Origin of the sequence: Sorangium sp. So ce176, assembly GCF_051519835.1 — a bacterium.
Taxonomy (GTDB): domain Bacteria; phylum Myxococcota_A; class Polyangia; order Polyangiales; family Polyangiaceae; genus Sorangium; species Sorangium cellulosum_G.
The window spans coordinates 4,248,872-4,269,038 of the sequence record NZ_CP150371.1 but is presented as its reverse complement, the minus strand read 5'-3'; the positions used below and the strand labels follow the sequence as shown (position 1 = coordinate 4,269,038).

Annotated in this window: 17 protein-coding genes; 7 read left to right on the top strand and 10 right to left on the bottom strand. The window is 70.1% G+C overall.

All coding sequences use genetic code 11. The features are described from left to right. Positions 1–917: 917 nt before the first annotated feature. Positions 918–1,229 carry a hypothetical protein gene (locus WMF42_RS15790; protein ID WP_437597184.1) on the bottom strand — a complete coding sequence of 104 codons (312 nt, stop codon included), beginning with the start codon at positions 1,227–1,229 and terminating at the stop codon, positions 918–920. Between the two features lie 1,018 nt (positions 1,230–2,247). On the opposite strand from WMF42_RS15790, the gene WMF42_RS15785 reads away from it, so the two are divergent. The 3 genes from WMF42_RS15785 to WMF42_RS15775 all read left to right on the top strand — a co-directional run bounded on the left by WMF42_RS15785 (position 2,248) and on the right by WMF42_RS15775 (position 5,203). Next, complete coding sequence (locus WMF42_RS15785; RefSeq protein WP_437692795.1) at positions 2,248–3,363, top strand: tyrosine-type recombinase/integrase; 1,116 nt, start codon at positions 2,248–2,250, stop codon at positions 3,361–3,363. Between the two features lie 458 nt (positions 3,364–3,821). Then, entirely contained in the window at positions 3,822–4,679 is an 858-nt protein-coding gene (locus WMF42_RS15780; RefSeq protein WP_437692793.1) for a hypothetical protein, read from the top strand. A 137-nt stretch (positions 4,680–4,816) separates the two neighbouring features. Then, positions 4,817–5,203 carry a DUF4280 domain-containing protein gene (locus WMF42_RS15775; RefSeq protein WP_434047608.1) on the top strand — a complete coding sequence of 129 codons (387 nt, stop codon included), beginning with the start codon at positions 4,817–4,819 and terminating at the stop codon, positions 5,201–5,203. A gap of 157 nt (positions 5,204–5,360) precedes the next feature. Here WMF42_RS15775 and WMF42_RS15770 read toward each other — a convergent pair whose 3' ends face one another. From WMF42_RS15770 to WMF42_RS15730, 9 genes are all read right to left on the bottom strand, one after another. Next, entirely contained in the window at positions 5,361–6,194 is an 834-nt protein-coding gene (locus tag WMF42_RS15770; RefSeq protein WP_437692791.1) for a cyclase family protein, read from the bottom strand. Between the two features lie 217 nt (positions 6,195–6,411). Next, on the bottom strand, positions 6,412–7,002 hold the full coding sequence (locus WMF42_RS15765) for a histidine phosphatase family protein (protein ID WP_437692789.1): 591 nt from the start codon (positions 7,000–7,002) through the stop codon (positions 6,412–6,414). Between the two features lie 110 nt (positions 7,003–7,112). Then, positions 7,113–7,727 carry a hypothetical protein gene (locus WMF42_RS15760; RefSeq protein ID WP_437692787.1) on the bottom strand — a complete coding sequence of 205 codons (615 nt, stop codon included), beginning with the start codon at positions 7,725–7,727 and terminating at the stop codon, positions 7,113–7,115. Further along, complete coding sequence (locus WMF42_RS15755; protein ID WP_437692786.1) at positions 7,724–8,494, bottom strand: hypothetical protein; 771 nt, start codon at positions 8,492–8,494, stop codon at positions 7,724–7,726. The genes WMF42_RS15760 and WMF42_RS15755 overlap by 4 nt, the downstream gene beginning before the upstream one ends. A gap of 361 nt (positions 8,495–8,855) precedes the next feature. Next, positions 8,856–9,725, bottom strand: coding sequence for a hypothetical protein (locus WMF42_RS15750; protein WP_437692784.1), 870 nt, complete (start codon positions 9,723–9,725; stop codon positions 8,856–8,858). Positions 9,726–10,167: 442 nt separating this feature from the next. Further along, entirely contained in the window at positions 10,168–10,857 is a 690-nt protein-coding gene (locus WMF42_RS15745) for a sigma 54-interacting transcriptional regulator (RefSeq protein WP_437692782.1), read from the bottom strand. Positions 10,858–10,860: 3 nt separating this feature from the next. Next, positions 10,861–12,357 (bottom strand): phospholipase D-like domain-containing protein, encoded by a 1,497-nt coding sequence (locus tag WMF42_RS15740; protein WP_437692780.1) that lies wholly within the window; start codon positions 12,355–12,357, stop codon positions 10,861–10,863. Continuing rightward, entirely contained in the window at positions 12,354–13,532 is a 1,179-nt protein-coding gene (locus tag WMF42_RS15735) for a hypothetical protein (RefSeq protein WP_437692778.1), read from the bottom strand. The genes WMF42_RS15740 and WMF42_RS15735 overlap by 4 nt, the downstream gene beginning before the upstream one ends. 3 nt (positions 13,533–13,535) lie before the next feature. After that, the gene (locus WMF42_RS15730; protein ID WP_437692776.1) at positions 13,536–16,403 is read right to left on the bottom strand and encodes an AAA domain-containing protein; all 2,868 of its coding nucleotides are present in this window, start codon (positions 16,401–16,403) and stop codon (positions 13,536–13,538) included. A gap of 359 nt (positions 16,404–16,762) precedes the next feature. Between WMF42_RS15730 and WMF42_RS15725 the strand changes: the two genes are divergently transcribed. The 4 genes from WMF42_RS15725 (at position 16,763) to WMF42_RS15710 (ending at position 20,160) form a co-directional block, all read left to right on the top strand. Further along, positions 16,763–17,350, top strand: coding sequence for a vWA domain-containing protein (locus WMF42_RS15725; protein WP_437692774.1), 588 nt, complete (start codon positions 16,763–16,765; stop codon positions 17,348–17,350). 52 nt (positions 17,351–17,402) lie between these two features. Beyond that, entirely contained in the window at positions 17,403–18,158 is a 756-nt protein-coding gene (locus WMF42_RS15720) for an MYXO-CTERM sorting domain-containing protein (protein ID WP_437692772.1), read from the top strand. Positions 18,159–18,183: 25 nt separating this feature from the next. Next, positions 18,184–18,873, top strand: a complete 690-nt coding sequence (locus WMF42_RS15715) for a helix-turn-helix domain-containing protein (protein ID WP_437692771.1) — start codon at positions 18,184–18,186, stop codon at positions 18,871–18,873. Between the two features lie 120 nt (positions 18,874–18,993). After that, positions 18,994–20,160: an epoxide hydrolase family protein gene (locus WMF42_RS15710; RefSeq protein ID WP_437692769.1), complete on the top strand. Its 1,167-nt coding sequence runs from the start codon at positions 18,994–18,996 to the stop codon at positions 20,158–20,160. Positions 20,161–20,167 lie beyond the last annotated feature (7 nt).

Genomic DNA, 20,167 nt, shown 5'->3' with positions numbered 1-20,167 from the left:
TGACCGAGCCGACCGACTTTCCCATGCCGGAGGTTGACGCCAATGGGGTCGACCAGTAGTGTACAGCTATACGGTAGGATGCCTTCCGCTTGGTGCCAGTAGTGTACAGCTATACGGTAGGATGCCTTCCGCTTGGTGCGACGTCGCGGTAATCGCAGGCGGTTCACGAGTGGAAGGCCTGTCTGATCGCATAAGGCCCGTTCTGTCGACAAACTCGTACAGTCGGACTGCACGAGCCAGCAACGGCTCCGAGAATCTTGCTTTGCGGAACGCGTTTGCTTGTCCTTCTATGGAACGTAGTGTCAAGCCAGATCCCTCCCGATCGCCGACCGTCCTCTTCAACGGAGGCGTCCGCTCCCAGTCGGCACGTGCGGCGTGGCTTGTCCGGGTTCGGCTGGCTTTTGCGACGGGGCTTGCCCGCGTTCAGCTGGCGAGCGCGGCGAGCCTTGAGCGCTTCCCGGTCGGTCACGCATCCGCGATTGGCGTTGGAACCGCTAGCCAATACGGAGGATGACGGTAGCTCCCTTTCTGGGGTGTTTTCGCTGGCATCCTCGACGAGATCGAAGCCCTGTTGTTCTCGCGCACGGAGCGGGAACGGTGGTCATGAGGCTCGGGTTGCCGGCAGCCTCGAGTGATCGAGAAACGCAGACGTGCCCAGCGCACGCGCGCCGGTGCCCCGTCGTCGGGCTTCATCGGGTGGCTCATCGGCGCCTCCTTCGCGGCGGCGCCAACGCGGACATGGGGACGGCGCAGCTCCTCGACGGACACGGACCGGCCCGTGGCGGGCGCACCGCCGCCCGCGGGTCTTGGCTCATGAGGGCCTCCTTCACGAGCGACGTCTCGTCGTCGCTCGAGTGTTCGACCCTACATTGCCGCGGAATCCCCGCGGAGATCACCTCCTCTGCGGGGCGCGAGGCTCAGGCGCTCCCCCTCAAGAAACGTGATCCGTAGGGCACCGAGATCGTCGTGAGCGGCGCCAGCAGCTCGAGCATCGTCCTCACCTGCTGCGTCTGCGTACCCTCGAGCCGATCGACGATCGAAGCCGGCACGCGCCCGACGTCGGCGCCGATGAGTCGCGCGCAGATCGAGACGAACACCCCCGTGCGCAGGAAGGGGCCCTGCCACCAGCCGAGCCATCGGCGCGTCGTGCGCGCCGGCACCCCAGTCCGCCGCCGGATCTTCGCAGCCGCGCGGAGGGCGAGCGCGACGATGGTCGCCAGGATCACCACCGGCCCCCCAATAGACCCGCGGCCCGAGGAAGCGCACCGACGGCGGCATCGCGCGCTTCCGACAGCCCTCGCGCCCGCAGCACAAGCTGAACCGACGGGCGAACGCCTCGCCCGCTGGCGCGACGAGGGCCCCACGCGGCTTGCGGTCGCAGTCGCACCGGTGCAGCGGCCCGTCGCACACGGGGCAGCCCTCGGCCGCGACCCGGCGCGTCACCGCCTCGTCCACCTCCACCAGCACCCTGAAGAACCCGCGCCCAAGATGGGGGTCGTCCAGCATGGTCTACCTCCGGTCCTGAAACCCGGAGGGGAGCCCCCTCGGACGAACTTCACCAAGTTCAGTGAGGGGGCTTCCTTGTGCGCCCCTCAAACAAGTTGATCAGGATGGGCCCCAGCCCCCTCCATCTCCCTGACGGTTCTCATTCGCGCGCGGGCGGCTCGTCGGAGCGCGCCGTCGGGAAGGTCGCGGTCACGGCGCGCTGACTGCCGAACGCTTGGGGCTGCACACGATGCCGCCCGTGCAGCAGCGTCGCCCGCCAGCGCGGCCCGCCGACCGCGCGCCTGGAGCCGCCGACCGCGCGAGGGTAGCTACTCCTGCCACATCCGAACCTCCGTTGTTGTGGCGTTTCGGGTTCGGGACAGAGCCTGAACGAGCGCGCGTGAGGCGGCCCGAAATGGTAATTCTGACGATCCGGTAACTCGTCGCGAGTTACCGGGATCTAGTCAGGCGGGGAACCCGCTCTGATGACGCGCAGTTAGGCCGTTTCGAGAGAGCGCCCGAGGGGCCGATTTTGGAGGGGCGCGAAGGGGTCGATTTGGTAATTTCGCGCGGGGTCGGCTGCGCGTCTCCGGCGAGCCGCCGACCTCCGTTTTGTCGCATGCGACAGGGCGGCGCGCGCCGGGCACAACCGCGGGCCGGCCCGAGCGGCGCTGCGCGAGCTCGTCCTGGCGGACGCCGGGGCGGCCTGGGGCTGGCGCCTGGACGCGAGCACGCGGCAAGGCGCGAACTCGGCGCACGGGGGTGGTCCCGCTGTGCTTCCGGATCTACTACGGCTTCCTCACGCGCGAGGGAATGCGAGCCGACGAGGCCGGAACTCTCGAATGGTCGGATGTCGACCTTGACCGGGGAGCCGTTGTTCTCGATGAGAACAAGACCGATGACCCCCGTGCCTGGGCACTATCGCCTGATGTGGTGCGCGCGCTTCGTGCTTATCGCGAGCTCTGGCCGGACAATCGGCGTGTCTTCGTCGGGCCAAAGTGTGACCCCTTGCCGGGTTGTCACGGGGCGGAACGCTTCAGAGAACACCTCCAACGCGCGGGAGTCGATCGACCCGAGCTGTTCGAGACCACGGAGTCGAGGCTGAACATCCGATTGCACGACACTCGAGCGACCTTCATTACCATCAAGCTCGCGAATGGTCGCACGGAGACGTGGATCTCCGACCGAACCGGACACAAGTCGAGCGGCCAGATCCACCACTACAAGCGCGCCGCGCGCAAGATCGCCGAGCTTGGGCTGGGCGACTTTGCCCCCCTGGACGAGGCGATCCCCGAGCTGAGAGGAAAGGGCGGCTCGGTAGGAGGAGGCCAACCCGCGTCCGCTGGAGCAGGCATGGGCTCGGCGAGCGCCGAAGCTTCCGCCTCCGGCGCGCCGCCCGGTCAGACGGCGCCCCCGGACGACGTCCCCGCCCCCGCCACGGCGGACGCTGGCGCCTTCACAGGCGGTTCGTTGGGCCCGCGTTGGGCCACGCCGGAAGAGGACTCGGCCACGCGGCAGTCGGAACCAATTGAAATAATAGATATTTCTGCCGCCGACGCCCCGGCGCCGGAGATGTCCTCGCGGAACATCTCGACGATGCCATTGTGCTCGAGCGTCGGCATGCGGGGCTCCATGAACAGTGGACGCCGTGGCCAGAGAGGGCTGGTGCACGCGAGCAGCCGATGGTCGGTCAGTCGCGGCGGGGCGCTGGCGGGGCACAACGTATCGATATCGGTGGGCGATGCCAGCGCAAAATCCGCCGTAATAGCTGATTTTATTCGCACGAATGGTGCGGCTGCACGTAATACGTGCCACGCGCACGCAGCAGAGCGCGCGCACGCAGTAGAGGTGGTTCACATCTGTCGTGTGCGGCATTGACGACCTGCACGGCATTCGATGACTCCTCGCCTGGCGTCACCCGCGCCAATGGGGTTGCGATTCGGAGGAGCGGTCCCCGAAAATACCAGCGAAGACATGGGACCGAAGATCGACCTCTGACAGGACCGCGACCCGACCTGCAACACCCCGGGCCCTCGGTGGAGGCGAGTGAGCGCGGAGCCGGGGCCTCCAGCAAGCTTCTGTAGCCTCCGCGGGCAGGGGTGATACCGTGCTCGTCATCGGCCATCCCTCACGCCGCGCCCCCCGCGTCATCCAGGCCTTCTTCCCCGAGCGCCGCGTCCTCGCGGGCAGCGCGGTCCAGCGCTTCGCCCGTACCGTCGCGCTCGACGTAGTGCGCGCGGCGAGGGTGCCGGTGCCCCCCAGGACGGGGCGGCACCCTGGCCGAGGGTGATGTACGAGACGCTGGACGACGAGACCTGAGGATCGGAGGAGCCGAGATGGATCGAGCCCAGACGAAGCCGCCCCACCCCGCCACCGTGGCGCAGAAGAAGGCGGCGCCCACGACGCCGGCGAGGCAGCCCCACCCCGCCACCGTGGCGCAGAAGAAGGCGGCGCCCACGACGCCGGCGAGGCAGCCCCACCCCGCCACCGTGGCGCAGAAGAAGGCGGTGCCCACGACGCCGGCGAAGCCGCCCCATCCGGCGGCCGTCGCACAGAGAACGACGATCCAGCGCGCCGCGGCGCTCAACCCGTCGGGCGTGCCCTCGCTGACAACGCTCGGGATCCTCGAGGACGAGCAAGTCCAGCGCTGGCTCTACTATTCGAAGGGCAAGAAGCTCCCCGAGAACAAGGTGAGAGGCCTGATCGCCGAATACCTGACGAAACACAAGCTGACGGCTGTCTATCGACCCGAAAAGCACGTCTGCCTGACCGGCGTCAAGGTGTCGATCGCCACCGAAGACGGCTGGCGCGACATCGCCGAGATCGACGTGCTCGTCGGCGTCGTGGACGACGGGAAGCTCGTGCCGGTGCTGATAGCAGAGGCCAAGGCAGGGAAATATGGCGCTGGAAAGTACGCAACAGCCTTGTCCAGCAAGCTCAAGGCGATGGAGCTGGTACGTGCCAACGACGCGCTGCTGACGACCGACTATCCCATCGCCCAGATCCTCGCAGAGAAGCGCGAAGTCACGATGGACGACCTACGCCAACGCGAGCTCATCGCCTACAAGAAGCGCTTTCAGAACAAGCTCGCGGCGATCGCCGCCGGACCTGAAGGGAAGGACCTGCCCCTCGACCCGAAAGACATCGACGCGATCTATCAGGCGTTCACCACGTGGTGGAGCCAGCAGCATTGAAGCGCTGAGGTGCCGCGGAGCGCGACGCCGTCCTGCGCAGGAGCCAGGCAGCGCTTCACCTTGCGCCGCCGTCCCCGCCGAGGCCGGATCGAGCGGAAACTGGGCCGCTCCCAGCCCCTCCCCTATCCTCCCCGATCATGGCCGTTCAAGTCTGCGCCGGCGCCACCATGATGTGCAGCTTCGGCATGGCCCCCGCCACGCTGATGGTCCTCCCCGTCCACCAGGCCATGGCCACCCTGCCCGCCGCCAACATCTCGGACTGCGCCCCCGTGCTCAACGTCCTCCCCTTCGGCGCCTGCTCCTCCCTGGCGAACCCCACCGTCGCCGCCGCCACCGCCGCCGCCCTCGGCGTCCTCACCCCCATGCCGTGCGTCCCCGTGCCCGCCGGCACCTGGATCCCGGGCAGCGTCACGGTGATGCTCAAGGGCATGCCCGCCCTCGACAGCGCCGCCAAGCTGATGTGCGCCTGGGGAGGCGTCATCCAGATCCTCAACCCCGGCCAGACCAAGGTCATCGACGGCTGAGCGCGCCGCCGGGCCCGCTTGGCGGCGTGCTCCTGGCCGGCAGCGGCGCCCTGCCGGCGAACGTCAGGAGCGCCCGGCTCGCCCTCTCAGGCGCCCGTCGAGGATCCCCACCCGCGGGCAGCGCGCCAGCCGCGCCGTAGCGCCAGCCGCGCCGGCGCTACGGCGGGAGCACGGCGATGATCCGGAGCGGGCCCCCCGAGCCGCCGCGGATCTTCATGGGCAGCGCGAGCACCAGCGCGCCGCGCGCCGGCAGCGCGTCGAGCGAGGCGACGTTCTCGAAGGCGGGGATGTCGGCGCCGAGGAGCACCCGGTGCGCGATGAAGTCCTTCGACGGCCCGTGGTCGATGCTCGCCGTGTCGATGCCGACCGAGGCGACCTTCCGCGCGACGAGGGCGCGCGCGGCGTCCTCGCCGATGCCGGGGAAGTGCAGGTTGGATGCGTCGCCGGGCCTGTCGTCGCCGAGGTAGCGCTTCCGATCGGGCCAGCGGCTCCCCCATCCGGTGCGGATCAGCACGACGGTCCCGGGCGCGATGGCGCCGTGTGCCCGCTCGAAGGCCTCGATGTCGGCCCTCGTCACGCGGTAATCGACGTCCCTGGCAGCGGCCGCCGACACGTCGACGACGACGGCCGGCCCGACGAGGCGCGAGATCGGCACGGCGTCGGCGGTGCTCTTGCCCTCCGCGAAATGGATGGGCGCGTCGAGGTGCGTGCCGCCGTGCTCCGGCGCGCAGAAGTCGTTCGATGCGTAGAAGAACCCAGCCTCGGTTGGGCCGTGGTGCACCTGGTTCAGCACGAAGCCCGTCGCGGCTGTCGGCCAGTAAATGGTCCTGTCGTCGAAGGGGTACGTGAGATCCACGAGCCTCGCTCCCTCGGGCAGGCGCACCCCGCCCTGGGTCGAGGCCGCCCTGGGGGGCGTGGCCTCGTTGCCGGCGGCGCAGCCGATCGCGAGCATCCCTGCGGTGAAGAGCGCACAGAACATCGCACGTGCCATGGTTCCCTCCCGGATCCCGACCGGAGGCCCCGGACGCCGCGCCCCCGCGTCGTGTGAGTGTGAGGGCCAAGGTTAGGTCCCGGCGGGGAGCCTGCCACCTCGCACCGCGGGGCGCGGGTCCTCGCGCTCGCGCGAAGCGTCCGCCCGCGCGATCCGGGTGGCCGAGCGGGATGCCGTCCGCGGGAACCGGCGCCAGCGGCGACGGCCCGCCGGGCAACTACGAGCACGATCCGGATTGGCGCCCATCCATCAGCGTCCACGCGCTCCAGTGAGCGTAGCGCCCCGACGCGTGGACGCGCCGCCACCCGCGATCGACCAGCGTCCGCGCCAGTACCTCGCGGAGCCAGGCGTGGGTGACCGCGAGCACGCTGCCGCGCTGGGCCGCGAGCCCGATCAGCCACTCGGCCGCGTCGCCCGCCTGGCGCTGCGCCGCGGCGGGCGGCGCCTCGGCGCGGAGCGCTCCGTGGGCCTTCCTGAGCCCGATCGCGAGCGCCCAGACCGCCAGAGGCACCCGCGCGTTGCCCAGCGATGGCGCAGGCTGCTCCAGCTCGCGCAGCAGCGGCGACGTGGCGATCTCGGCGCCGGGGGCGAGCAGCTCGGCCGAGGCGCGGGCGCGCGGCAGATCGCTCGCGACCACCGCGCCCACCTGAAGCGCCAGGGCCCGCAGCGCGGGCGGCGGCGTCTCCCCGGGCGCCAGGCCCGCGGCGTCGTAGGCGTCGCGCCAGCGCTGGAAGCCGGCGGCGTCGATCCAGCCGGTGTGGACGTGCCCGGAGCGGCCGTGTCGAACCAGGAGGATGCGCGCGGTCAACGTCGGTCCTCGTGAGGGTCGCCCAGGGGAATCGCTGTTCTTCCGTGGCTGTCAAGCGCGGGCGGCGAGCGGGGGTTCGCGATGGTGGTTGCAATTGTTCGAGGGCGGGATCACGCGCCCAGCCGCCATCTGTCGAGCGGAAGGAGCAGCTTCTCACGGATAGCACCCTCGTCCCCGAGGGCGGCGAGATTCAGATCGAAGTAACGGTACGCGTAGTCATCTCCGCCGACCCTCATCTTGTGCTCGGCCCCGTTCTTCCTGTTGGCAGAGCGCGAGAGCTGGCTCCAGGCGGAGCTCCAGTCGGGCTTCTTCGCTCGTGTTCGGTACAAGCCCATCCGGAGCTCGGAGACCGCCTCGTTGGCGGACTTGAAGCTGGCAGGATCAGGTTCGCCGTCGCTGGAGCCATCGTATCCCGTATCAGCGATGGCATGAATGTGGATCTTGCAGTGGGTTCCGTTGCTCGATCCCCGCCACACGCACTCGACCTGGTAGGCCGGCGTCAGGTCCCATGCCCAGTGTTCAGGCCTGAAGAACGGCTTCGTCGACTGGGGGAGCCTCGCGACGTTGATGGGCGCCCATCGATCGAACTCGAAGCCCCGCTCGGCCAGAAACTCGTCCGTCAGCTGCAGCAGATCGCACAGCCGCCGATGGTAGGCGTGCAGGAGCCTGTATGCGCGACGCACATCGGCGAGCGCCCCAGCCAGATCGTCATTCTTCTCGCTCACTGGATCCTCCACCCCTGGATCGTGCACACCGAGTCTCCGCTCCCGAGTCGTTCTGTGGCTGTTGGCAACGACGAGAACCAGGTTTTCCTACGGTACCCCCACGCTTCGAGCGCCGCAGCCATGTCGCGCAGGACCGCCGACTGCGGCGATGGGCGCGTCGAAGCCTCGATCGGATAGAGCACTTCGCGCAGATCTTCCCACCGGATCGTGAGCACGCCGGCGACGTCGCTCGCGACCTCGCGCCGGACACGAGCAAGGTGGCCATGCCCCTCCTGCATCACGATCCCTCCCACCGCGATGAGCCAAAGCTGCTTCTCTGGGTGCGCGGGCGCTGCACGCACCGCGCGGATCTGCTCCACCCACTGTGCCGGGTCCTGGAATCCCCGATGCTTGGCCTCGATCAGGAGCAGCGTGTCGCCCCACGAGACGAGCACATCGGGCTCGACCCGCACCTTGTTCCGCCCTCGATCGCCTGGCCGAAGGCTGGGCCAGAACGACCACGAGGGCACCCCCGCGGGAGGGATCGCGGGCATCGGCGGACCATCGCCCAAGGGCTTGCTCGCGCCACGCAGGATGGCCCACGCGAGCTCGGCCGGCAGGTACTCCAGCCGCTCGAACACCATCGACGTGAGCGGGTCCTCGAGCTCCGTCAGCCCGTCCGCCGCCGTCCCCTGGGTGCTTCCCTCCTCCAGCGTGTCTCCGTCGCTTTCCTCGTCGACGCCGACCGCCACGCGGCCGAGCTTCCCGTGCAGAAGCGCCTTCAGCATGCACGACGAGGCTACAGCCTCGTCGCGCCGGTTGTCATCGACCCCGGTCCACGCCGTCGACGAGGTCTTCCGACGGGAGGGCGACACGCGGCACGGAGTGGGATTTCTTACATCAAGGTGCCGGCTAGACAGGCTGGCCAGGGGATCGCGTCGGTCTGACGGTGGCCTCTCCACCGCAGAGACGGGTGCCACCCATCTTTTCCTGGAGCCACGTCCACCGGGAGACGGGTGCCACCCATCTTTCCGTGGAGCCACGTCCACCGCGGAGACGGGTGCCACCCATCTTTTCGTGGACCCACGTCCACCGGGAGACGGGTGCCCCCCATCTCCCGCGTGGACGACCCACCTCACCGAGACAGGTTCACGGCGTCCCGCCCGCCCCGAGCGGGGCCGCCGCGACGGCCTCGGGCTTCTTCGCCGGCGCCTTCCGACGTGACCTCCCCAGGTCGTCGACCATCTCGACGTACGGCGCCAGCAGGAACGCCGCCAGCGCCTCGCTCCCCGGGATCTCCGGGTCGGCGTGGCTCTCGATCTTCTGGATCAGGCTCCGCAGCGCATCCCGGGCGGCGCTCCACTGCGGCCGGCCGTCGGTCGGCGCGCCCTCCCTGGCGAGGACCACGTTCGTGAAGCCGTACGCCTCGCCGAAGCGCGCGTGGGCTGCGACGAGCTGCCGGTAGTGCCGGGTCCCGCCGAACCCTTCGAGCACCGCCTGCGCGCGCTCCTCCTCCAGCGTCTTCATCCGCTGCACCATCGCGGCCCACTGGACGCGGGGCCGGCGCGTGATGAAGCGAAGCCCCTCGGGCGCCGGGAAGAGCTGCCCATGCAGCCAGCGCGCCTCGGACGGCGACGGCGTCTCCCCATCGGCGGAGAGCCCGGCGGCGCCCGCGTTCCACTGCTCGAACGCGCGCCATCGGTCGTCGCTGTCGGTGTTCGCCGCGCTCCGCTCGGCCTCGCTCGGTGCCGCATGACGCTGGTCGGCCTGCGCGCTCGCCCGCAGGCCGCGGAAGCCCTGGAGCTCCGTGGCGGCGGCGTCGAAGCGCTTCCACGGCCTGTCGATGTGCGGCGGCAGCGCCGCGACGGGATCGACGCCCCTGGGCAGCGGCGCGTCGCCCTCCTTGCGCTTGCCGCCCTTGGGCCGGACCACCGCCGCGATCCGCGCGCTCATCTGATCTCGAAGACCGATCACGTCGTCCGCGACGAGATCCGGGGGGAGGACGATGGTCGAAAACATCGGTGATTCACTCACGGGGAAAACCTCCTGTGATGTCGAATGGGATCTGGCCTGCCGCCCTGGCGACACGCCGTGGTTTCGTTGCGGCGTGGCGGCATAGCAATCGGCGTGCCGGCGCGAGGTGCGCCCCTATCTCGGCGCAACGTTTGAAGACGATGCGCAACTGAGCGCAACGCCCTGTGCATGATCCGCAACGGATTGCGCGGTTGCGCAACGCTCCCGTCGGCGCCTCACGACCGCTTGTCTACCGAGCTGCGCAGAGAGCCCTGGCAGCGCCCCGGGGACGCCATGTTGACAACCACCCCGATCCGCAGATTTCTGCCCCCTCCCCTCGCGACGCCTGGAGGCGAGCGCGATCGGCCGGGAAGTTCGCGAGCGCGAGGCGCGGCAGTGGCGATCGCGCCCAAGCGGCGCGCCGAAAAGAAGGCCCTGGCGCCCCTGCCTACACCTTCTTCTTCACGTGCTCGCGGAGTATCCGCTCGCTGACGCCGAGCGCCCGAGCCGCGGCCACGTACGACCGGTGCTCCTGTCGGACCGCGCGAGCGAGCCTCCGCTTGAACCCGCGCACGCGGTCCTCCCATGTCCCTGTTCCGAGGCCGGAGAGCTTCACTACATCGACATCCACCTTTCTCTCCTGCGTCTCGCCGACACGGCGGAATCGGCGCTCCGGATCCTGCAGCGTGCGCACGAGCTGCCGCTGTACCGGCCGATCGAGGTCCTGGACCTCGTCGAGGAAGAGAACGCCGCCGACCGCCTCCTCGATGAAGCCCTTCCGCTCGCGAACTGCGCCGGTGAACGCGCCCTTCACATGCCCGAAGAGCAAGCTCATCGCGAGGTGCATGTGCAGCGGCCCGTCCAGCGCGCGTAGTCGCGGAAGGACATTCTCTCGAAGAGCATGATGGATGACCCGGTGATGGGTCGGGTCTGCGAGCGGGACGAGAATCCGATCGAGCTCGACGTCGCCCAGATCCGCCCTCGCCGGCAGCGGCATATCCGCGGACTGCATCAGGTAGAGCACCCGGCGGATCCGTACATCCTTCTCGCGCAAGAGGCGCAGCACGTCCCCCAGCACGGCCGGCCCGCCGCCGACCGAGGCCCAGGTAAGCAGCCCCGCTGTCGCCTGCACACCCATCGCTCACCCCCGTAGCACGACCGCCTGGACGCCGAACGCCGCCATGGCCGCCCGCGCGGCGTCGAGCTCGCCGAGGCCGTCGATCGCGAAGACGCGCCGGCCGCCAGGCTCCACGTGGATCGGGAACGGCGGCACCGCCCCTTCTGGGTCCTTCTCCGCCGGCAAGGGGCGCGCGCCCTTGGCGAGCACCGGCAGCTCGATCGACCACACGTGCTCGACCTGCTGGTAGAGCCTCCCGTCCGGCGTGCGGCGCTCCGGGGGACGCTCGGCGCTCGCGATCCGGGTGCAGCAGTCAACCTTGGCGACACCGCCGTCGATGCGTCCCTTCGCCTCGACCGTGAGATCGCGGTACCCCTTGCCATTCATGACCTGGACCGTGCCCCGCAGCTCGCCGACACGCGCCGACGCCCGGAGCCGCGACGGAGCCGCCGCTTGCCAGGAGGCGAGCACCCGCGCGAGGTCCGCGGCGTCGTCACCCGCAAGCTCCACGCCAGCCTCGAAGCCTTGGTCGAGGCCGTGCGCCTCCAGGTTCGCCGTCATCACGAGGCCACGCGTGCCGTCGGCGACGATCGCCTTGGCGTGCAGCCACTCGCTCACGCCCAGCACCTCCACGCCTGCGCGCGCCAGCCGGCATAAGCTCTCGAACATCGCCGCGCGCGGGTGGCGCACCAGCAGCGTGACCGCTACTCCCTTCCGAGCGCGCTCCTCGAGCAGATCCACCACCTCAGGGTCCGATATGCCGAAGGTCGCGAGGACCAGTGAGCGCTTCGCCTGCGCAATGAGGTTGAGCACGGCAGCCCGCAGATCGCGCCTCGTTCCAGCAGTCGCCACGATGCCGTGCGCGGGATCGGGGAGCGGGATCCGCGCCGGCGCCGTCACGGGCGGCAGGCGCCCCTCCTCGAGCAGCTCCCGCTGCGCTGACTCCCAGAAGGCCCAGGTGAACAGCCCGGCGAGCGCCCGGGCCTCCTCGGGCCGCAATCGTACGCCGAGCTCGTGGTTGCGCGTGAGCGCCTCCCGGGTGAGATTGGCCGTGAGCAGCATCCCCCGCGGCTCACTCTTCGGATCGGCGATGACGAACTTCGCATGGAAGTGCTCGGCCGAGCGCACGTAGACCCATCCCGCGAGCCGATCGAGCAGCCGCTTGTGCTCCTCGACGATCGTCGTCGCGGACGCGTCGTCGCCGCGGACCTCCTTGTCGAGCCGCGCCTCCGAAGCCACCAGGAGGTAGACCCTCACGCGGCGCTGCCTGGCGGCGTCGAGCAATGCCCGCTCCGTGGCAGGATCGGCGAAGAGAAAGCTCGACACGAGCACCACGTCGCGAGCGGCCTCGACGGCCTCTGCCACGGCGCGAACCAGCGTCCCGCCCTCTTCCGCCTGGATGATCCGGCCGGTCGATGGCGCCCGCGCCGCGCTGGGCGCACCGGTGCGAGCCCAGACGTCCTGGATGATGTCATTGGATCGATCCTCGACCCAGGGCGTGCCAGGTATGCTGTTGCTCACCACGATAACCCTCCATCAAGATCCAGCGGTGCCTGAAGGTGCCAGTACGCGCCGCGCGGACGCTCGGCGCCACGCAGCTGACGCGTGAAGTCGCTCTGCGCCGGCACACGGACGTCATGGCCCCGGAAGCGCTGCATCAGATCCATGGCGTTGGCCGTGAAAATCTCGGGCCACTGCGTGCGGTCGGCGCGTCGCTCGAGGAGCCACTCGAACCAGCGCTGCGCGTCGCCCTGCGTGGCCGGCTCGATGGGGACGCCGTCGACCACGGTGTCGTCGAACCGCCCGAGCCGGTCGATCTCCGGCGCCCTGAACGACATCTGGAGCTGGAAGCTCTCCCGGGCCTCGTCGCGCAGGCCGTTGAACGGCACGCGCAGCTTCCCCGAGCTCGGGTTCCACCAGTCCTCTGTCCCCTTCGACCGGAGCAGCGTGCGCCATGTATGCGCGTGATCGCGATCGCGCAGCGACGGCAGCGTCGCATCGACGCTCCTGTCGGCCACACGGCCGCGGAGCTGGATCAACCCCTCCGTGGCATCCGGCTCGAACGTTAGCTCGACCGTGAGCCGGTCCTGCGAGCGCAGGAGCTCGACCTTGCGCTCGAGCGCGACGATGCGGACCGGACGACCATCCCTCGCCGCCGCGAGCTCCAGCGGGGGACGCTCGCCGCGCTCGTCGCAGAGCGCCGCGACGGCGTCGGGCAGGTCATGGAACTGCCGTCTCTCCTCTCCGCGCTCTCCATGCCTTGCCTGGCGCTCCTTGTGTGCCGAAGGCTCCTTGCCAGGCTCGACGCGCAGCAGCCGCTGGGCGAGCAAGGGATCCTCGGCCCAGAACATCCACCAGGCGCCGAGCTGCGGGACGAAGACGCGCGGCTCGGCGCTCGCCGCCACACGCTCGCCCTCCGGCGTGAGCCGGACGATCCGCTCCTTGTCGAGGTGGAGCAGGCCGAGCTCTTCGCAGACCCGGGCAAGCCTGCGCCCCACCACAGGCGGCAGCCCGAGGAGCGGCCCCTGTGCCGTGGCCTCGCAGAGCTGCTCGGCACGCGCCTCGAGTCCCTCACGCAGGCGCTCCGCCGCCCAGACCACCACGGCGTGCTCCGCCACGCGCCTCTCGGCGAAGGCGACCTTCCCTTGCACGAGCGCCCAGCGGACGTTGACAGTCCGTCGCAGTACGATCCTCATCGCTCATCCCTCCTGGTAACGACGCTCGACGCAGCCCCAGCGCTTGAGATCCAACGCGAGCCGGGAGCACATCGGTGCCCGCTCTTGCTGCCTCGCCAGAAATTGTCCGTCTCCGATGAGCACGAGCTGGTAGCGCGCCCTCGTGATCGCCACGTTGAGCCGGTTGGGGCTGTTCAGGAAGCCCGGGCTCCGCGTACGGACGAGCGAGAGCAGCACGATGTCCGCCTCGTGCCCCTGGTACCGGTCGACCGTGCAGAGATCCACGTCCAGAAGCCGCCGGTCTCCGTCATGGAATGAGAAGTGCCGCTGCTCGCCGCGCTGGCCGGTCTCTGCGCGGAGCCGGTCTCGGATCAGCCGCTCCTGCCCGCGGTAGAACGTCAGAACAGCAACGTACCAGGGCTGCCTGCGCGGGACGCCTGCGGCCCAGGTCGCGAGCGCGCGCAGCTCCTCGATGACGACATCGGCTTCGGCCTCGTTGGCGATTGAAGGACGCCTCACCTCCTGCCCACGGACATCGAGCAGCGCCACGCGCGAGCGATACCTCGGGCATGGAAACGGACGCTCCTCGGCCATGTGCTCGGGCGTCTCGAGCAGCTCGCCGCCGTAGATATGCCTGTGGGGAAAGCTGGCGATGTCCGGGTGCATTCGATGCTGGTAGCGGAGCGAGACGAGCCGCTCGTTCTTCGCCGCCTGCGTCAGCCCCAGGGCGAGGGTGTTGCTCCAGAAGCCCCGCCCTCGCGTCGAGCGCGCCGGATCGAAGCCTACCTGGAGCGATTCGAGGATCGACGGCAGCGCGACCCGTCGGACGCGCTCGATGTTCTCACGCACCCGCGCGAGCAGGGGAGATCCACCCTCGCTGGGCAGGAGCAGCTCGACCTCCCGCGCATACCGCTGCGCGACGGAGGTCCCCTCCTCGTCACCGAGCAGCTCAGGCAAGAGACGCAGCTCGTAATCACGCACGAGCCGCCATGTAACGGACCTGGCCCACGACTCCTCGTCCTCCTGGCGGCGCCGTGCGCGTGCCCCATGCCGGCGCCGTGTCGCTTCGAGCTCGTCCCCAGCCGGGAGGCGGATTGCGCAGGTCGTGAGCGGGAGCTCGTCTGCGACCGCCGCGAGCTGGGCTGGCGTCCCGACGACAGCGCGTGCCGCGGCGAGAAGGAGCGGCCCCGGCGGCTCACCGACATCGAGACGAACGATGGGCTCATCGGGGAAGAGCTCCTCGATCCGCTCTGCGTAAAGGGAACGGACCTCCTCGCTCTCGGACGCCACGAGCAGGGCGCCGTCGTCGGACCGGGTGAGCCTGAACGCGTCCAGCAGTGCCCCGCCCGCCTCCTCGCGCGACGCCGCGGGAAGCGCAGCGTCCATGTTGGTCTCGATCCACGCCTCCTCGACATAGGGCGACAGCTGGCGACGATCGCCGACGATGATCCATCGCCGTGCGAGCAGCGCCGGCACCAGGAACTCCGAAAACGGTGTTTTGCTCGCCTCGTCGAGGATGAGCGCGTCGAAGACCGGCTCCCACACGCCGCATCCCCGGACCCTCCCCTCGACATCGGGGTGCTTGAGGATCCCGATCGTCGTGCCACATACGACCTCGGCGCAGTCGAGCAGGATCCTCTTGAGCGTCTCGGAAGCATCCTCGGCGCGCAGCGCCTCGAGCATGTGCGCCTGCCCCGAGCTTCGCTCCGACGTCTCCTCCAGGGCCGCGCGCACGCTCGCGAGCTCTTTCGCGACCATCCGATTCAGACAGTAGTCCTTGATCTTCTCGCCGACGCGCTTCTCCGGTCCGATGCGCACCGCGAGCACCGGCCCGCCGGGGCGCTTCGCGTCCTTCAGGCGCTCGAGGACGTTGTCGACGGCGACGTGCGTCGAAGCGCAGAGCAGCACCCGGCGACCACGCGCAGCGAGCTGGAGGATGAGCTCGACGATCGCTGTCGTCTTCCCGGACCCTGGCGGTCCTTCGAGCAGCATGAAGTCCGGCGTCCGGAGCGCGCGCTCGACGAACTCGCGCTGCTCGCGTGTGCCAGGCCGTTCCTCACGCGTCAGCACCTGCCAGCCAGGAGAGTCGGCGGGCGGCGATGGCCGCGGCCACTCGACTCTCTCGACGTTCTCGAACAGCCGGATCAGGGGACGGTGCCCGGGGAGCGGCTGGTCCTGAAGCGCCTGGATGGCGCGCATCTCGCACTCGACTACGTAGGTGTTGGGGCGCATGCACAGGACCGGGGTCCGCGGCAGGCGCGTCAGCAGGAGCGCGAGACGCTCGGGGTCGCGCTCCTGCACGCCAATCCGGCGCGCAACCGCATAGGCCTCGCGCTCGCGCTCGCCCGGCACGACCTCGTAGACCTTCTCCGTGTCCTCGTCGAGGAACGCCTCGATCGCAGCCGTGCTCCTCGCTTCCGCGGGCTCCACGAGCTCGATCCACACCGGGCCAGCATCGGCGAGCGCCTGCCGGAGGTGCTCGTCGTCGCTGAGGAGTACCGGGAGCGCCCGCAGCGCCCGCCCCGTCCCCTGGGCGCTCACCTCGATCTCCACGCCGGGCAGCGGCGCCGCGTCGAGCACCACGATGGCCTCCTTGGCGTGAACATGGATCGGCGCGAGCGCCGGCCCGCGCGCGGGGCGCAGCGACACACGGCGCTTCCCGAGGAGCTGTTGAAGCTGCGCACGCCACGAAGCGGCGTCGCGCGCGGCGCGGGGCGGGTCGAGCCGCACGACCGCGCCGAGCAGCGTCCAGCCAAGCTCGAAGCGCGTGCGCTCGAGGTGCTGCTTCGCACGCTCGAGATACCGGTAGAACGCCTGGAGGTTTTCATATGTCGCCTTCTGGGCCACCTCCGGGCGATGGTTCACGAGGTTCTGAAAGAAGAGCTCTGCCATGGGTCCATCCTTCTGGGCATCGGCAGAAGCACGAGCGATGCCACCCTCGTGGCCATCTGAAAAGCGCGCCTTTCTGCGGCTGTGGCGACCGGCATCACGAGCCGACCGGCAGCCAGGATCCGGCGTGCGGAAGAAAAGATCCGCTGCTCGCGTGCGAGGGAGCTAGCGCGCAGGGACTGGCCCACCGAGGCGCCGCGGGTGGCGTGCGCCAGGTGATCGCGATCAGCGAGCGGCTGGTCGCGATCAGGGCTCTTTACCTGGCCCCGTCGCGGTGAGGCCGTCTTCCAGGCCGCCGGCCGGCGGAAGCCGTCGACCCCTTGACGGTAGCCAGGGGCGGGGTGTGCCATGGTGCCGCCGCCATGTTCAACGCTCGCCCCGATCGACCATCGCTCCCCGCCGAGCCCTCGGAGCGACTGCTCCGGGTGGAGATCAAGGTACCCCGGCCCGAGGGGAGCCAGGCCCGCAAGCCTGTCCACCTCTCGCTGGTGATTGACCGCTCCGGCTCGATGAGCGGCGAGAAGCTCCGGCTCGCGCTGGAAGCTGCTCGCCAGGCCATCCGCACCCTCCAGCCCGGCGACCGCTTCAGCGTGGTCACCTTCGACCACCAGGTCGAGGTGCCCATCCCCTCCACCGAGGCCACGCCCGGGGCGCGGCTCCGCGCCGAGGCCGCGCTCGACACGGTGACCGCGCGAGGCAACACCGACCTGGGCGGCGGCTGGCTCCGCGGCTGCGCCGAGGTGGGCGCGCACCTGCCCGAGGATGCCATCGGCCGCGTCCTCCTGCTCACCGACGGCCAGGCCAACCACGGGATCACCTCGCCCGACGAGCTGACCTCCCGCGCCCGCTCCCAGCGGCTGCGCCGGGTGACCACCATCCCGAGATCCGGGCCGAGGCGGACCGGCTCGACGCCGAGCGGGACTCCTATTCAAGGCCGATGTCCTCCCTGAGCAAGGCGGCGGCACGGGGGCGCAGTACTGCGCCCCGGCCTACGACCCCGACGTGCCCTGCGAGGTCGAGCACACAGGCGGAACGATGCGGAACAACATCATCGCGAGCTGCTCGGACGTCGGGATCTATCTGAACCGCGCGACGGACACGCGGCTCCATTTCAATACGCTGATCGCGACGAGCGGGATCGACTTCCGCTTCGCGACGACCAGCGGCGTCGCGCGCGGCAACGTGCTCACGGGCAAGATCCGCGACCGCGACGGGGGCACGCATCAGGAGAGTGACAACCTGGCGGAGGTAGGGCTCGCGACGTTTCAAACGTGGTACGAAGATCCAGCTCTCGGCGACCTGCACCTCAAAGGGGATGTGGCGTCGCTCGTCAGCGAGGCGCCCGCCGAGGCCGCGGTGACCGACGACTACTGCGCGCGCGGGCGGCCGGGCAGCGGGAGCTTCACGCTCGGCGCGCTCGAGCATTCGCTCGGCGACTGCGCGACGGTGCCGCCGCCGGGGCCCTCCGGCGAAGGGGGCGCGGGCGGCGGCACCACCGGCTCGGGCGGGATGGGCGGCGGCACCGGATCCGCGGGCGGGGGTGAGGCGGGCGGCACAGGCGGCGTGGGCGCAGGCAGCGGCAGCGGCGCGGCCGGCGGGGGTGGCGACGCCTCCAGCGACAGCGACGGCGAGGGCTGCGGCTGCCACGTCGCGGGCGTCGGCGGGGATGACACCCTTGGCCTCCTGACGGCGGTCCTCGCCGCGTTCGCCCTCCGGCGGCGACAGGCCTCCTCATCGCGGAGCGGTCGGCCATCCTGAGCAGCATGACGGAGGGAAGCTGCCGATGAGGACCACGCGCTCCATCCGCGGCAGCGACCATGCGCTGGTGCAGCGGATCACGCGCGTCGCCTACGGCGACGACACGCAGGACCAGTCCCTGCCCGACGGCTGCTGGGACCTCGTGTTCATGAAGCGCCGCGACCGGCTGCAGGTGCTGCATACAGGTCTGATCACGCACCCGGTGACGCTGGGCTACGAGACAGGCGACGAGTACCTGAGCATCGCCTTCCGGCCAGGCGTGTTCATGCCGGGGGTGCCGGCGATGGGCATGCTGGACCAGGGCGTGCTGCGCCCGCTGGCGAACCCGCGCTCGTTCCTGCTGGGGCCGCAAGCCTTCGAGGTGCCCGACTTCGAGAACGCCGACGATCTGGTGGCACGCCTCATCGGGGCCGGCCTGCTGGTGGCAGACCCCGTGGTGTTCCGCGTGCTGCAAGGCGATCGCGCCGGCGCCAGCCTGCGCTCGGTGCAGCGCCGGTTCCTGAGCGCCACCGGTCTCACGGCGAAGCAGCTGTCACAGATCCACCGTGCGCAGGCGGCGCTGCAGCAGCTGATGCATGGCGATGCGCCGGCCGACGTGGCTGCCGCCTGCGGCTACGCCGACCAGGCGCACCTGGGCAATTCGCTGAAGCGGATCATGGGCAGGACGCCCGGCGAAGTGGTGCGGGCTGCGGCCCGGCGCGGGCCTGGGCGCTGAGGGCCCAGACGGTCCGTCGAGGCCTGAGCCTGTCGTTTTCTTCCAAGACCGGGCACACCCCGGTGAATACGGTGGCGCCGCCGGCTCGCACTGGCGAGTTCGACCAACCCGAGGCCCTCCATGCACCACGACTCCGAGATCCACCCCTTCCGCATCGACATTCCGCAAGCCGACATCGACGACCTGCGCGAACGCCTGGCGCGCACGCGCTGGCCGGCGCAACTGCCGGGCGGCGACTGGGTGAGGGGCGTGCCGGTGGCCTACCTGCAGCGGCTGGCCGCGCACTGGCAGCACAAGTACGACTGGCGACGATGCGAGGCCCACCTGAACAGCCGCCCGCAGTTCACCACCCGGATCGATGGCCAGACGATCCACTTCGTGCACCTGCGCTCGCCCGAGCCGGACGCGCAGCCCCTGTTGTTGCTGCACGGCTGGCCCGGCAGCTTTGCCGAGTTCGACCGCGTGGTGGACGCGCTGTCCGACCCGCGCCGCCACGGCGGCGACCCCTCGCAGGCTTTCCACCTGGTGATCCCGTCGATCCCGGGTCACGGGTTCTCGATGCCGCTGGCGGACGCCGGCTGGAACCACGGCCGCTGTGCCCGTGCGCTGGCGGCGCTGATGCAGCGCCTCGGCTACACACGCTACGGCGTGCAAGGCGGCGACGTGGGCGCGTTCATCGCGGTGGAGCTGGGCCGCGTCGACAGCGAGCATGTCAGAGGCCTGCACTGCAATGCGCTGGTGACGTTTCCATCCGGCGACCCCGCCGAGCTGGAAGGCCTGACGGCCTCGGAGCAGCAGCGCCTGGAGCGGCTGCAGAACTTCCGCGACCGGATGATGGGCTTCGCGCAGATCCAGGGCACGCGGCCGCAGACGCTCAGCTACGGGCTGCACGATTCGCCGGTGGGCCAGCTGGCCTGGATCGTCGAGAAGTTCAAGGAATGGACCGATCCCGCGGCCGCGCTGCCGGAGGACGCGGTGGGCCTGGACGCGCTGCTGGACAACGTGAGCCTGTACTGGTTCACCGGTACCAGCGGCCCCTCGGCCAACCTGTACTATGAAGCCTTCAACGACCCGTCCGCCTGGGCGCCCAAGCCGCGCGGCACCGTGCCCATGGCCGTGGCCGTGTCGCTGACGCAGGACGTGGCGGTGCGCCGGCTGGCCGAACGCGACCACCACATCGTGCGCTGGACCGAGCTGGCGCGCGGCGGGCATTTCCTGGCGACGGAGACGCCCATGGCCCTGGCCGTCGATCTGCGGGAGTTCTTCGGTGAGAGAAACGAAGGATGAATGATGC

Excerpts from the sequence above, each read along its gene's own strand:
- WMF42_RS15780 (WP_437692793.1), top strand. The coding sequence starts at position 3,822 with ATGGATCGAGCCCAGACGAAGCCGCCCCACCCCGCCACCGTGGCGCAG.
- WMF42_RS15775 (WP_434047608.1), top strand. The coding sequence starts at position 4,817 with ATGGCCGTTCAAGTCTGCGCCGGCGCCACCATGATGTGCAGCTTCGGC.
- WMF42_RS15770 (WP_437692791.1), bottom strand. The coding sequence starts at position 6,194 with ATGGCACGTGCGATGTTCTGTGCGCTCTTCACCGCAGGGATGCTCGCG.
- WMF42_RS15755 (WP_437692786.1), bottom strand. The coding sequence starts at position 8,494 with ATGCTGAAGGCGCTTCTGCACGGGAAGCTCGGCCGCGTGGCGGTCGGC.
- WMF42_RS15750 (WP_437692784.1), bottom strand. The coding sequence starts at position 9,725 with ATGTTTTCGACCATCGTCCTCCCCCCGGATCTCGTCGCGGACGACGTG.
- WMF42_RS15745 (WP_437692782.1), bottom strand. The coding sequence starts at position 10,857 with ATGGGTGTGCAGGCGACAGCGGGGCTGCTTACCTGGGCCTCGGTCGGC.
- WMF42_RS15735 (WP_437692778.1), bottom strand. The coding sequence starts at position 13,532 with ATGAGGATCGTACTGCGACGGACTGTCAACGTCCGCTGGGCGCTCGTG.
- WMF42_RS15730 (WP_437692776.1), bottom strand. The coding sequence starts at position 16,403 with ATGGCAGAGCTCTTCTTTCAGAACCTCGTGAACCATCGCCCGGAGGTG.
- WMF42_RS15725 (WP_437692774.1), top strand. The coding sequence starts at position 16,763 with ATGTTCAACGCTCGCCCCGATCGACCATCGCTCCCCGCCGAGCCCTCG.
- WMF42_RS15715 (WP_437692771.1), top strand. The coding sequence starts at position 18,184 with ATGAGGACCACGCGCTCCATCCGCGGCAGCGACCATGCGCTGGTGCAG.
- WMF42_RS15710 (WP_437692769.1), top strand. The coding sequence starts at position 18,994 with ATGCACCACGACTCCGAGATCCACCCCTTCCGCATCGACATTCCGCAA.